This window comes from Nocardioides aquiterrae (genome assembly GCF_039526625.1).
Lineage (GTDB): Bacteria > Actinomycetota > Actinomycetes > Propionibacteriales > Nocardioidaceae > Nocardioides > Nocardioides aquiterrae.
The window spans coordinates 12,663-26,264 of sequence record NZ_BAAAJE010000019.1 but is presented as its reverse complement, the minus strand read 5'-3'; the positions used below and the strand labels follow the sequence as shown (position 1 = coordinate 26,264).

The 13,602-nt window shown below is 71.1% G+C and carries 6 protein-coding genes; 5 read left to right on the top strand and 1 reads right to left on the bottom strand.

Annotation, left to right across the window (positions count from 1 at the left end; genetic code table 11):
* Positions 1-51: 51 nt before the first annotated feature.
* Complete coding sequence (gene glgP, locus ABD086_RS17585; RefSeq protein WP_343908907.1) at positions 52-2,637, bottom strand: alpha-glucan family phosphorylase; 2,586 nt, start codon at positions 2,635-2,637, stop codon at positions 52-54.
* Positions 2,638-2,732: 95 nt separating this feature from the next.
* Between glgP and ABD086_RS17580 the strand changes: the two genes are divergently transcribed.
* The 5 genes from ABD086_RS17580 (at position 2,733) to glgB (ending at position 13,598) form a co-directional block, all read left to right on the top strand.
* Positions 2,733-6,095, top strand: a complete 3,363-nt coding sequence (locus ABD086_RS17580; RefSeq protein ID WP_343908906.1) for a M36 family metallopeptidase — start codon at positions 2,733-2,735, stop codon at positions 6,093-6,095.
* A 174-nt stretch (positions 6,096-6,269) separates the two neighbouring features.
* Positions 6,270-8,267 carry an alpha-1,4-glucan--maltose-1-phosphate maltosyltransferase gene (locus tag ABD086_RS17575; protein WP_343908905.1) on the top strand — a complete coding sequence of 666 codons (1,998 nt, stop codon included), beginning with the start codon at positions 6,270-6,272 and terminating at the stop codon, positions 8,265-8,267.
* On the top strand, positions 8,264-9,967 hold the full coding sequence (treS, locus tag ABD086_RS17570; protein ID WP_343908904.1) for a maltose alpha-D-glucosyltransferase: 1,704 nt from the start codon (positions 8,264-8,266) through the stop codon (positions 9,965-9,967). The genes ABD086_RS17575 and treS overlap by 4 nt, the downstream gene beginning before the upstream one ends.
* The gene (locus ABD086_RS17565) at positions 9,964-11,400 is read left to right on the top strand and encodes a maltokinase N-terminal cap-like domain-containing protein (RefSeq protein WP_343908903.1); all 1,437 of its coding nucleotides are present in this window, start codon (positions 9,964-9,966) and stop codon (positions 11,398-11,400) included. Before treS ends, ABD086_RS17565 begins: the two co-directional genes overlap by 4 nt.
* 2 nt (positions 11,401-11,402) lie before the next feature.
* Positions 11,403-13,598, top strand: a complete 2,196-nt coding sequence (gene glgB / locus ABD086_RS17560; RefSeq protein ID WP_343908902.1) for a 1,4-alpha-glucan branching protein GlgB — start codon at positions 11,403-11,405, stop codon at positions 13,596-13,598.
* Positions 13,599-13,602: the final 4 nt, after the last annotated feature.

Sequence of the window (13,602 nt, the reverse complement as noted above, 5' to 3'; positions counted from 1 at the left end):
CAGTAGCGCCGACTCGGCGGCCCGTAGACCTGCAGTAGCGCCGAGTCGGCCTCAGGGCAGCGCGACCATGCCGAGCTCGGCCGGGGAGGCCAGGAGGTCGTTGCGCGGGATGACGCGCACCGTGTAGCCGAACGAGCCGGAGTGGTCGAGGACGTGCTCGGCGTCGAACCGGTGCCGGCCCCCCTCGTAGGACTCGGCCACGTGCAGCGACTCGATGCCGGTCTCCAGCAGCTCGTCGTCGCCGTTGCTGCGGCCGTAGACGAGCTGGACGTCGACGTCCTCGGGGGCGAGCGAGCCCAGCGCCACGAACGCGCGGACGCTCATCGTGTCGCCGACCTCCGGGGCGTCGCCGACGCCGCTGCTCTCGACGTGCTCGACGTGCACGTGCGGCCAGCCGGCCCGCACCTTCTTCTTCCACGCGGCGAGCTCGGCGGCACCGGCGTAGTCGGCGTTCAGGCGGTGCGCGGTGGTCGCGGCCGGCGCGTAGAGCTGGCGGACGTAGTCGCGGACCATCCGGGTCGCGAGCACCTTCGGGCCCAGCGACTTGAGCGTGTGGCGGGTCATCTCCAGCCAGCGCGTCGGCACGCCCTCGGCGTCGAGGTCGTAGAAGCGCGGCGCGACGTCGTTCTCGATGAGGTCGTAGAGAGCGGCCGCCTCGAGGTCGTCGCGGTGGTCGACGTCCTCGACGCCGTCGGCGGTCGGGATCGCCCAGCCGTTGTCGCCGTCGTACCACTCGTCCCACCAGCCGTCGAGCACCGACAGGTTGAGGCCGCCGTTGAGCGCGGCCTTCATCCCGGAGGTGCCGCACGCCTCGTACGGACGGAGCGGGTTGTTCAGCCACACGTCGCAGCCCGGGTAGAGCGGCTGCGCCATCGCGATGTCGTAGTTGGGCAGGAACACGATCCGGTGTCGGATCTCCGGGTCGTCGGAGAGCCGGACGATGTCCTGGATCAGCTTCTTGCCACCGTCGTCGGCCGGGTGCGCCTTGCCGGCGATCACCAGCTGGATCGGGCGCTCGGGGTGCAGCAGCAGGCTCTTGAGCCGCTCGGGGTCGCGCATCATCAGCGTGAGTCGCTTGTACGACGCCGCCCGGCGCGCGAAGCCGATCGTGAGGACGTCGGGGTCGAGCGCGCTGTCGATCCACGCGAGCTCGGCCGTGGCCGCCCCGCGCTTCTTCCACGAGCTGCGCAGCCGCTTGCGGGCGTCGTGGACGAGCTTGTCGCGCAGCACCCGCTTGGTGGCCCACACCTGGTCGCCGGGGACCTTGTCCACCGCGGCCCAGAACGCGTCGGTGTCGTCGGACTCGCGCTCGGCGCCCTGGCCGGCCGCGAGGTCGAACATCTCCCGCGCCACCCAGGTCGGGGCGTGCACGCCGTTGGTGATCGAGCCGATCGGCACCTCGGCCTCGTCGAAGGCCGGCCACAGCCCCTGGAACATGCCCCGGCTGACGTGGCCGTGCAGCTGGGAGACGCCGTTCGCGCGCTGCGCGAGCCGGAAGCCCATCACCGCCATGTTGAAGACCGACGTGTCGCCGCCCTCGTAGTCCTCGGTGCCGAGCTCGAGGATCCGCTCGACCGGGACGCCGGGGACCGGGCCGGCCTCGCTGAAGTACTGCTCGACGAGCGTGCGCGGGAAGCGGTCGATGCCGGCCGGCACCGGCGTGTGGGTGGTGAAGACGGTGGACGCGCGGCCGACCTCGATCGCGGTGTCCAGGTCGAGCTTCGGGCCGCCCTCGGCGACGGTCAGCTCGCGGATCCGCTCCAGGCCGAGGAAGCCGGCGTGGCCCTCGTTGGTGTGGAACACCTCGGGCGCCGGGTGGCCGGTGATCCGGCAGTACGCGCGGATCGCGCGCACGCCGCCGATGCCGAGGAGGAGCTCCTGGCGCAGCCGGTGCTCGCTGTTGCCGCCGTACAGCCGGTCGGTCACGTCCCGGTAGTGGTCGGGGTTGCCCTCGACGTCGGTGTCCAGCATCAGCAGCGGGACCCGGCCGACGCTGGCGACCCAGATCCGCGCCAGCAGGTCGGGGCCGTCGGGCAGCGCGATCGAGATCGTGGCCCGCGTGCCGTTCTCCTCGTGCAGCAGCGAGATCGGCAGCCCGTCCGGGTCGAGGACCGGGTAGGTCTCCTGCTGCCAGCCCTCGCGGGACAGCGACTGCTTGAAGTAGCCGTGCCGGTAGAGCAGGCCGACGCCGAGGATCGGGACGCCGAGGTCGCTGGCGGCCTTGAGGTGGTCGCCGGCCAGGATGCCGAGGCCGCCGGAGTACTGCGGCAGCACCGCGGTGATGCCGAACTCCGGGGAGAAGTAGGCGATCGCGCTCGGCAGGTCCTCGCCGGTGCGCTGCCGGCGCTGGTACCAGCGCTCGCCGGTGAGGTACTGCTCCAGGCTCTCCCGGGCGGACCCCAGCCGGGCGAGGAAGTCGGCGTCCGCCGCCAGCTCCTCGAGGCGGGCCCGGCCCACGGCGCCCAGCAGTTTCACCGGGTCGCGGCCGGTGGACTCCCAGCGCTCGGGGTCGACGTACTCGAAGACGTCCTGGGTCTCGGGGTGCCAGGACCAACGCAGGTTGCCGGCCAGGTCCCCGAGCGCGGAGAGCGCCGGAGGCAGAACGGGCCGGACGGTGAATCGACGAATTGCACGCACCCGACCGACGCTACCCCGAGAGGCTTGGATCGTTCAAAGAAACGAGCAACTCGGGGTTCACATAACGAACCCGGCCGTCCGGCGTTGGCCCGGGCATGACCCGCTACCGCGTCGCCGCACTGGCCTTGCTGACCGCCACCCTGGTCCCCGGCCTCACGCAGCTGCCCGCCCTCGCCACGAGCGCCACCACCGCTCCCGACACCACCACGGTCCCCCTCGGCGGCCTCGGCGACCCCGTCGCCGGCCTCACCGACCTCGACGCGCGGGGCACCGCGCTGCCCACCGCCGCCCAACGCACGGCCGCGGCCCGCCTCGGCGCCGTCGACCTGCGCTGGAACCGGTTCGGCACGCCGTCCTCGATCCTGCCCGCCGACGGCGTGCTGGCGCGGGCGACCTCGGCCGACCCCGTCACCGCGGCGCGCGCCTGGCTGCGGGACAACGCCGCCGTCTTCGGCCTCACCGCCCAGCAGGTGGACGACCTCGAGCTGGTCAACAGCCAGCGGTTCGCGCAGAGCGACGCCCGCGCGGTCCTGTTCCGCCAGAAGTTCGGCGACCTCTCCCCGGCGCTCGACAGCATGGTCACCGTCGGCGTCGCGAACGGCGAGATCGCCTACGCCTCCTCGTCCATCGCCAAGGCCCAGGGGGCGCCGCCGGCGGCGACGCTGAGCCCGGTCCAGGCGTTCGTGAAGGCGGCCGCCGACGTCGGCCGGAAGGTCGACACCGGCGACATCACCAGCAAGGTCACCGGCGGATGGACCCGGCTGACCGTCCCGGGCTTCGCCCAGCAGCAGCTGGTGCGCGAGCGGGCGCTCGCCCTGGCCGACGGCTCGGTCCGCCCGGTCTTCGAGACCAACGTGCTGGACGTCGAGAAGGGCGCGGCGTTCGCGTACACGATCATGGTCGACGGCGTCACCGGCGCGATCCTGCACCGGCAGAACCAGGTCGAGAACAACAACGACGTCTACCCGTTCCAGGGCGAGGTCACGGCGACCGAGTGCGGTCCGAAGCACGAGTTCGAGCTCACCGACGGCAACACCAAGCAGATCGACGCGGTCGCCGCGATGGCCAACTCCGCCAACGACATCGTCGTGAAGATCTTCTCGCCGAGCGGCGACCTGCTGGTGGCGGGCGACCTCGGCACCAGCCCCGAGACCGCGACGTACGCCGCGGACTCGATCCCGAAGGGCATCTACACGATGCAGGTCTGCCCGTTCGACGACCCGACGGCTCCGTTCCTGCCGCCGGGCAACTACGCGGCGAGCGTGACCACCAGCGACACGGCGGGCCCGTCCGCGGGCGACCGCGGCTTCGAGCCGAGGTGGCGCTACTTCACCGCGAACCCGACGCTCGACTACTCCCCCGACACCACGCCGAAGAACACCGTGGTGGGCTGCTGGTTCCCCGGCCCGGGCTGCACGACCCCGACCGGCCCGTTCCGCAACGTCGCGGCCCCGGGCCCCTGGGACACCCTGTCCGGGAGCGGCAACGGCTCGATGACGACGGTCGGCAACAACGCCAACACCCACGAGGCGTGGGCCAGCCCGCTGACCCCGGGCGGCACCGCCCAGGCCCCGACCTCGCCGACCCGTGAGTACACCACGGAGTTCACCGACGCCTGGAACAACTCCCAGTGCGACCCCTCCCAGCTGCACCCCGGCGGCAACGACATCGACGCGACGGTGACGAACCTGTTCGTCGCGCACAACCGGATGCACGACTTCTCCTACTACCTGGGCTTCACCGAGGAGAACTACAACCTCCAGGCCAGCAACTTCGGCCGCGGCGGCGTCGAGGGTGACCAGGAGACCGGCAACGCCCAGGCCGGCGCGCTCTCCGGCGGCACCCCGTCGTACCTGGGCCGCGACAACGCCAACCAGATCACGCTGCAGGACGGCGTGCCGGGCATCACCAACCAGTACCTCTTCCAGCCGATCGCGGGCGCCTTCTACTCCCCCTGCGTCGACGGCGCGCTCGACATGGGCATCGTCGGCCACGAGTACACCCACGCGATCAGCAACCGGATGATCGGCGGCCCGGACCAGGGCATCACGTCCTTCCAGGGCGGCGCGATGGGCGAGTCCTGGGGCGACCTGACCGCCGGCGAGTACATGTTCAGCCACGGCTACGGCAACGGCGGCAACCCCTGGGCGGTCGGCGTCTACGCCACCGGCAACAAGTCCGTGGCGATCCGCGACTACGCGATCAACCGCAACCCGCTGAACTACTCCGACATCGGCTTCGACAGCACCGGCGAAGAGGTGCACGCCGACGGCGAGATCTGGAACGGCACCAACTGGGAGGTCCGCCAGGCGCTGGTGAAGAAGTGGAACAAGAAGTTCCCCTACGGCAACAAGGCGCTCCAGCTGCGCTGCGCCCAGGCGCGTGCCAACGCGACGCCGCTGCCCGCCGCCCAGTGCCCGGGCAACCGCCGCTGGATCCAGCTCGTCTTCGACGCGTTCCTGCTCCAGCAGGGTGCGACCTCGATGCTCGACGCCCGCGACGCGATGATCGCCGCGGACCGGATGCGCTTCGGGGGCAAGGACCGGAAGGTCCTGTGGGACGCCTTCGCGCGCCGCGGGATGGGCAAGGGCGCGTCGTCGCCGAACGCCGACTCCGGCGACACGAAGCCGAGCTTCGCCTCGCCGACGTCGAAGAACGCCAAGGTCGTCTTCCGCGGCGCCCGGGCCAAGGTCTACGTCGGGCACTTCGAGGCCCGGGTGACCCCCGTGAAGCACACCCTGCGGATGACGCCGGGCCGCTACGAGATGCTCGCGGTCTCGAAGGCCCGCGGGTTCAAGCGGTTCCACATCACCGTGAAGGCGGGCCAGCACAAGGTCGTCCGGCTCCACATGCCGAAGAACCTCGCGGCCCAGCGGAACGGGGCGAAGGTCCTCGCCGCCTCCGCGGGCTCGCTGAACGCCGTGTCGCTGATCGACGGCACCGAGCGCACCGCGTGGGGCGCGGTCACGGCCGACACGGTCGACGTCTCGCACCCCTCGGTCACCGTCGACCTCGCCGGCCGGGTCCACACCGTGCGCCGGGTCCAGGTCAGCGCGATGCTCACCCCCGCCCCGGCCGACCCGAACGAGGTCCCGCTCGCGAAGGACCCCGACCCCGACTCGGGCTCCCGCTTCACCGCGCTGCGGAAGTTCGCGCTCGAGGCGTGCGTGAAGAAGTGCGGCTCGGCCAAGGCGACCTGGAAGCGGTTCTACGTGTCGCCCGGCGACGCGTTCCCGGCGGTCCGCCCGCGTCCGGTGGCCCCGAACCTGACGCTCCGCTCGTTCGCCGTACCGGCGACGCGGGCGGCGGCGATCCGGTTCGTGGCGCTGGAGAACCAGTGCACCGGGTTCGCCGGCTACGCCGGTGAGCAGGACAACGACCCGTCCGCCTCGACCGACTGCAAGTCCGGGTCGGACCGCGGCACGATCGTGCACGCCGCGGAGCTGCAGGCGTTCTGACCCGACTCACTCGGGCGCGGGGCGGTGACGGTCGTCACCGCCCCGCGCTCGTTCCGGGCCCCGACAGGGTCGCCCACCGGACACGGCGTTTCCCACCCGCACGGTCGGGTACGCGGTACGGGTCGGCGGACAGCACTTGCCGACCCCCTCCGCACGCTCGCTAGGTTGGAGATCATGGTCGGACGCATCCCCATCATGAACGTCGCGCCCTTGGTGGACCTGGGGCGGCAACCCGCCAAGGCGACCGTCGGCGAGCCGTTCCCGGTGACCGCGACGGTGTTCCGCGAGGGTCACGACAAGCTCGGCGCCGAGGTGGTCCTCATCGGGCCCGACGGGCGGCGGCGGCCGCCGGTCCGGATGACCAAGCACGCGGAGATCCCGGACCGCTACGAGGCCTGGGTGACCCCCGACACGGTGGGCGCCTGGAGCTTCGAGGTCGTGTCCTGGTCCGACCCGCTCGGGACCTGGCAGCACCACGCGGCGCTCAAGGTGCCGGCCGGCGTCGACGTCGAGCTGACGTTCACCGAGGGCGCGCTGCTCCTCGAGCGCGTGCTGGCCTCCCTCGACCCGCGCGACCCCTCGTCCGCCGACGCCGCCCAGGTCCTCCAGGGCGCGGTCGACGCCGCGCGCGACACCAGCCGTCCGCCCGAGGCCCGGCTCGCGGTGCTCGAGTCGCCCGAGGTGACCGGGATCCTGTACACCCACCCGATCCGCGAGCTGCTCACGGTCGAGGGCCCCTACCCGGCGTACGCCGACCGGCAGCTCGCGCTGTTCAGCAGCTGGTACGAGTTCTTCCCGCGCTCCGAGGGCGCGACCAAGGACCCGAAGACCGGCGCGGTCACCAGCGGCAACTTCCAGACGGCCGCGAAGCGGCTCGACGCCGTGGCTGCGATGGGCTTCGACGTGATCTACCTGCCGCCGATCCACCCGATCGGCGAGGTGAACCGCAAGGGCCCGAACAACACCCTCGACCCCGGGCCCGAGGACACCGGCTCGCCCTGGGCGATCGGCTCGAAGGACGGCGGGCACGACGCGATCCACCCCGACCTCGGCACCTTCGACGACTTCGACGCGTTCGTCGCCCGGGCCCGCGGGCTCGGCCTGGAGGTCGCCCTCGACCTCGCGCTGCAGGCCGCCCCGGACCACCCGTGGGTGACCTCCCACCCGGAGTGGTTCACGACCCGCGCCGACGGCACCATCGCGTACGCCGAGAACCCGCCGAAGAAGTACCAGGACATCTACCCGGTCAACTTCGACAACGACCCCACCGGCATCAGCCAGGAGGTGCTGCGGACCGTCCGGCTCTGGATGTCGCACGGCGTCCGGGTCTTCCGGGTCGACAACCCGCACACCAAGCCGGTCGCCTTCTGGGAGTGGCTGCTCAAGGAGGTGCGGCGCACCGACCCCGACGTCATCTTCCTGTCCGAGGCGTTCACCCGCCCGGCGATGATGCACGCCCTCGGCGCCGTCGGCTTCCACCAGAGCTACACGTACTTCACCTGGCGGACGGCCAAGTGGGAGCTCGAGGAGTACCTCCTCGAGGTCTCGCACGAGTCCGACCACCTGATGCGGCCGAACTTCTTCGTCAACACCCCGGACATCCTCCACGCCTTCCTGCAGTACGGCGGGCCGGCGGCGTTCAAGATCCGCGCCGCCATCGCCGCCACCGGGTCGCCGAGCTGGGGCGTGTACGCCGGCTACGAGCTGTTCGAGCACGTCGCCGTCCGGCCCGGCAGCGAGGAGTACCTCGACTCGGAGAAGTACCAGATCCGGGTCCGCGACTGGGACGCCGCCGACCGCGAGGGCCGCACGCTCGCGCCGTACCTCACCCGGCTGAACGAGATCCGTCGCGCGCACCCGGCCCTGCAGCTGCTCCGCAACGTCTCCGTCCACTGGAGCGACGACGAGAACATCCTGGTGTTCTCGAAGCGGCACACCCTGCCCGACGGGCAGAGCGACGTGGTGATCGTGGTCGTGAACGTCGACCCGCACGCGGCTCGGGAGACGACGGTGCACCTGGACATGGAGGCCCTCGGGCTCACCGAGCACGAGTCGTTCCTCGTCCACGACGAGATCACCGGCGCCGACTGGAACTGGACCGCCCACAACTACGTGCGGCTCGACCCGTTCCACGAACCGGCGCACATCCTCAGCGTGAGGAGGGCCCGGTGACGATCGAGCCCCTCAACCGCACACCCGACTGGTTCAAAACCGCGGTCTTCTACGAGGTCCTGGTCCGGGCGTTCCGCGACTCCAACGCCGACGGCACCGGCGACTTCCGGGGCCTGGTTGAGAAGCTGGACTACCTGGAGTGGCTGGGTGTCGACTGCCTCTGGATCCCGCCGTTCTTCCCCAGCCCGCTGCGCGACGACGGGTACGACGTCGCCGACTACACCGGCGTCCACCCGGACATCGGCACCATCGAGGACTTCCGCTACTTCCTCGGCGAGGCCCACAAGCGCGGCATCCGGGTGATCATCGACTTCGTCATGAACCACACCAGCGACCAGCACCTGTGGTTCCAGGAGTCGCGGTCGAACCCCGACGGTCCGTACGGCGACTTCTACGTCTGGTCCGACACCGACGAGCTCTACCAGGACGCCCGCATCATCTTCGTCGACACCGAGCCGTCGAACTGGACCTGGGACCCGGTGCGCCAGCAGTACTTCTGGCACCGCTTCTTCTCCCACCAGCCCGACCTGAACTTCGACAACCCGCGGGTGCACGAGGCGATCCTGGACGCGATCCGCTTCTGGCTCGACATGGGCATGGACGGCTTCCGCCTCGACGCCGTGCCCTACCTCTACGAGCGTCCCGGCACCAACGGCGAGAACCTCCCCGAGACCCACGACTTTCTCAAGAGGGTCCGCAAGGTCGTCGACGACGAGTACCCCGGCCGGGTGCTGCTGTGCGAGGCCAACCAGTGGCCCGAGGACGTCGTCGAGTACTTCGGCGACTTCGAGGGCGGCGGCGACGAGTGCCACATGGCGTTCCACTTCCCGGTGATGCCGCGCATCTTCATGGCCGTGCGCCGCGAGTCGCGGTTCCCCATCTCGGAGATCCTCGAGCAGACGCCGCCGATCCCGGACCGCTGCCAGTGGGGCATCTTCCTGCGCAACCACGACGAGCTGACGCTCGAGATGGTCACCGACGAGGACCGCGACTACATGTGGGGCGAGTACGCCAAGGACCCCCGCATGAAGGCGAACATCGGCATCCGCCGCCGGCTCGCCCCCCTGCTCGACAACGACATGAACCAGATGGAGCTCTTCAACGCGCTCCTCCTGTCGCTGCCGGGCTCGCCGGTCCTCTACTACGGCGACGAGATCGGGATGGGCGACAACATCTGGCTGGGTGACCGCGACGGCGTCCGCACGCCGATGCAGTGGACCGCGGACCGCAACGCCGGCTTCTCCTCGGCGACCCCCGGCAAGCTCGACCGGCCGGTCATCCAGGACCCGGTCTTCGGGTACCAGTCGGTCAACGTGGAGGCCCAGCTGGAGAACTCCTCGTCGCTCCTGCACTGGATGCGCCGGATGATCCACGCCCGCCGCAACCACCCGGCGTTCGGTCTCGGCACGTTCCAGGACCTCGGCGGGTCCAACCCGTCGGTGCTGTCCTACGTCCGCGAGCACGTCGGGGAGGACGGACGCGAGGACCTGATCCTCTGCGTGAACAACCTGTCGCGGTTCCCGCAGCCGGTCGAGCTCGACCTGCGCCGGTTCGAGGGCCGCCGGCCGGTCGAGCTGCTCGGCGGGGTGCCGTTCCCGGAGATCGGCGAGCTGCCCTACCTGCTGACCCTGGCCGGGTACGGCTTCTACTGGTTCCGGCTGACGCCGCAGGAGACAACCGAAGAGGGGCTACTGCTGTGATCCCAGAGCCAGACGTGTTCCACCGCTACCTGGGGCGGACCCGGTGGTTCGGCGGCAAGGGCCGCCCGTTCCAGATCTCCGACGTGCGGCGGATCGGCGAGGTGCCGACGTCGCGAGAGTCGAGCCCGGTGGTCGTCATCGACCTGGTGGAGGTCGCCTACGGCGACAGCGAGGGCGGCACCGAGGTCTACCAGGTGCCGATGTCGTTCTACACCGATCCCGAGACCCGGCTCGACCACGCGTTCATCGGCTGGTGGGAGGACCCCACCCACGGCTGGGTGCACGCGTACGACGCCCTGCACGACCGGGAGGCGATGGACTGCTGGCTCGCCGCGTTCGACCGCGCGGCCCGCGAGCCGGGCGGCAACCTCAGCGACGAGAGCGGCCTCCGCTTCCACCGGCTGCCCGGCCACGACCTCGACCTCGAGGCGCACTCCACGCTGTTCTCCGGCGAGCAGTCGAACTCCTCGGTCGCCTACGGCGAGGACTCGCTGATGAAGGTGTTCCGCAAGATCACCCCGGGCGTCAACCCGGACATCAGCGTCCACGAGGTGCTGACCCGCACCGGCTCGGAGCACATCGCGGCGCTCTACGGCTGGCTGGACTGGGTCGACGGCGACCCCGAGAGCGGCGCCGACGAGGGCTCGGGCACGATCCTGCAGCTGGCCATGCTCCAGCAGTTCCTGCGGACCGCCAGCGACGGGTGGGACCTGGCCCTGGCCAGTGCCCGCAACCTGTTCGCCGAGGGGGACCTGCACGCCTACGAGGCCGGCGGCGACTTCGCGGCCGAGGCCGAGCGGCTCGGCGTCGCGCTGCGCGACGTCCACGGCGTGCTCGCCGAAAACTTCCCTGTCGAGCGGCTGGACGCCGCGGCCGTGCGCGCGCTCGCGGACGGCATGGACGCCCGCCTGGACGCCGCCCTCGAGGTCGTGCCCGAGCTGGCCCCGCACGCCGGGACGCTGCGCGCGGCGTACGACCGCCTCCGGAGGCTGGACGACGTGGCCGTGCAGCAGATCCACGGCGACCTGCACCTCGGCCAGACGCTGCGCACCAGCCTGGGCTGGAAGATCGTCGACTTCGAGGGCGAGCCGGCCAAGCCGCTGGCCGAGCGGCTCAAGCCGGACTCCCCCTGGCGCGACGTCGCCGGGATGCTGCGCTCCTTCGACTACGTCCCGCACGTGGTGGAGCGGCAGTTCGCGGAGGACCAGCCCGAGGGCGCCGAGCAGCGCGCCTACCGGGCCGAGGAGTGGGCCCACCGCAACCGCAACCACTTCCTGACGGCGTACGCCGACGGCGCGCTCGACGAGGACCAGCGGGTCCTCCTCGACGCCTACGTCGCCGACAAGGCCGTGTACGAGACCGTCTACGAGACCCGCAACCGTCCGACCTGGGTGGCGATCCCGCTCGAGGCCGTGGCGAGGATCGGAGCCTGAGCATGAGCACCCCGAAGCTGCTGAAGGTCGACCCCGCCGAGCTGACCCAGGTGGTGCGCGGCGAGCACGGCAACCCGCACGGCGTGCTCGGTCCGCACCCGTACGACGGCGGCGTGACCGTGCGCGTGCTGAAGCCGCTGGCGTCGCGGGTCGTCGTGCGGTGGGAGGGCGGCGAGACCGAGCTCACCCACGAGCACGAGGGCATCTGGGCCGGCGTGATCCCGCTGCCGGACGTGCCCGACTACCGCGTCGCGGTCAGCTACGGGCCGGACGAGCACGTCATCGACGACCCCTACCGCTTCCTGCCCACGCTCGGCGAGATGGACCTGCACCTGATCAACGAGGGCCGGCACGAGCGGCTCTGGGACGTGCTGGGCGCGCGCCTGCACCACTACCCCGGCGCGCTGGAGCCGGTCACCGGCACGTCGTTCGCGGTCTGGGCGCCCAACGCCCGCGCGGTCCGGATCAAGGCGGACTTCAACAGCTGGGACGGACGCGAGCACCCGATGCGCCAGCTGGGCTCGTCCGGCGTGTGGGAGCTGTTCGTGCCGGGCGTCGGCAGCGGGACGTCGTACAAGTACGTGATCCTCGGGCCGGACGGCCAGTGGCGCGAGAAGGCCGACCCGATGGCGTCCTGGGCCGAGAAGCCCGCCGACACCGCCTCGCGGGTGTTCGAGTCGTCGTACGCGTGGGGCGACGACGCGTGGCTCGCCGAGCGCGCGACCAAGCAGCCGGCCAACGAGCCGATGAGCGTGTACGAGATGCACCTCGGGTCGTGGAAGAAGCACCACGACGGGCGGTACTGGTCGTGGGAGGAGCTCGCCGACGAGCTCCCGTCGTACGTCGCCGACCTCGGCTACACGCACGTGGAGCTGATGCCCGTCATGCAGCACCCGTTCGGCGGCTCGTGGGGCTACCACGTCACGTCGTACTTCGCGCCGGACGCGCGGTTCGGCGACCCCGACGGCTTCCGGCTGCTGGTCGACCGGCTGCACCAGGCGGGGGTCGGCGTGATCCTGGACTGGGTGCCCGGCCACTTCGCCACCGACGAGTGGGCGCTGGCCCGGTTCGACGGCACGCCGCTGTACGAGGACCCCAACCCGCAGCGCGGCTGGCACAAGGAGTGGGGCTCCCACATCTTCAACTTCGGCCGGCGCGAGGTGCGGAACTTCCTGTACGCCAACGCGCTCTACTGGCTCGAGGAGTTCCACGCCGACGGGCTGCGCGTCGACGGCGTGGCCTCGATGCTCTACCTCGACTACGCCCGCGAGGAGGGCGAGTGGTCGCCGAACATCCACGGCGGCCACGAGAACCTCGAGGCGGTGCAGTTCCTCCAGGAGATGAACGCGACCGTCTACAAGCGGGTTCCCGGGGTCACCACGATCGCCGAGGAGTCGACGTCGTGGCCGGGCGTCACCCGGTCGACCGACTCCGACGGGCTGGGCTTCGGCTTCAAGTGGAACATGGGCTGGATGCACGACTCGCTCGGCTACCTGGCGCGCGAGCCCGTGCACCGCGCGTACCACCACGGCGAGATGACGTTCTCGCTGGTGTACGCGTGGTCGGAGAACTACGTGCTGCCGCTCAGCCACGACGAGGTCGTGCACGGCAAGGGCTCGCTGCTGCGCAAGATGCCCGGCGACCGCTGGCAGCAGCTCGCCAACCTGCGCGCCTACCTGGCCTTCATGTGGGCGCACCCGGGCAAGCAGCTGACGTTCATGGGCATCGAGTTCGGCCAGGAGTCGGAGTGGGCGGAGTCCCGCGAGCTCGACTGGTGGCTGCTCGACCACCCCGAGCACCGGGGCGTGCAGTCGCTGGTGCGCGACCTGAACGCGGCGTACGTCGCCTCCCCCGCGCTGTGGTCGCGCGACAACGACCCGGGCGGCTTCCAGTGGGTCGACGCGAACGACGCGGGGCGCAACGTGTTCTCCTGGATCCGGCGCGGCCGCGACGGCGACCCCGACGTGGTGTGCGTCGCGAACTTCGCGTCCGTGCCGCACGACGACTACCGGCTCGGCCTGCCCGAGAGCGGCGAGTGGGACGAGGTCGTGAACACCGACGCCGAGGCCTACAGCGGCTCCGGCGTGGGGAACTTCGGCACGGTCACCGCGGTCGACGGCGAGTGGTCGGGGCAGCCCGCCCACGCGACGATCGTGGTGCCGCCGCTGGCGACGGTGTGGTTCCGGAAGCGTGGCTAGTCTT

Coding starts and splice junctions, on each gene's coding strand:
- ABD086_RS17580 (WP_343908906.1), top strand. CDS start 2,733: ATGACCCGCTACCGCGTCGCCGCACTGGCCTTGCTGACCGCCACCCTG.
- glgB (WP_343908902.1), top strand. CDS start 11,403: ATGAGCACCCCGAAGCTGCTGAAGGTCGACCCCGCCGAGCTGACCCAG.
- ABD086_RS17575 (WP_343908905.1), top strand. CDS start 6,270: ATGGTCGGACGCATCCCCATCATGAACGTCGCGCCCTTGGTGGACCTG.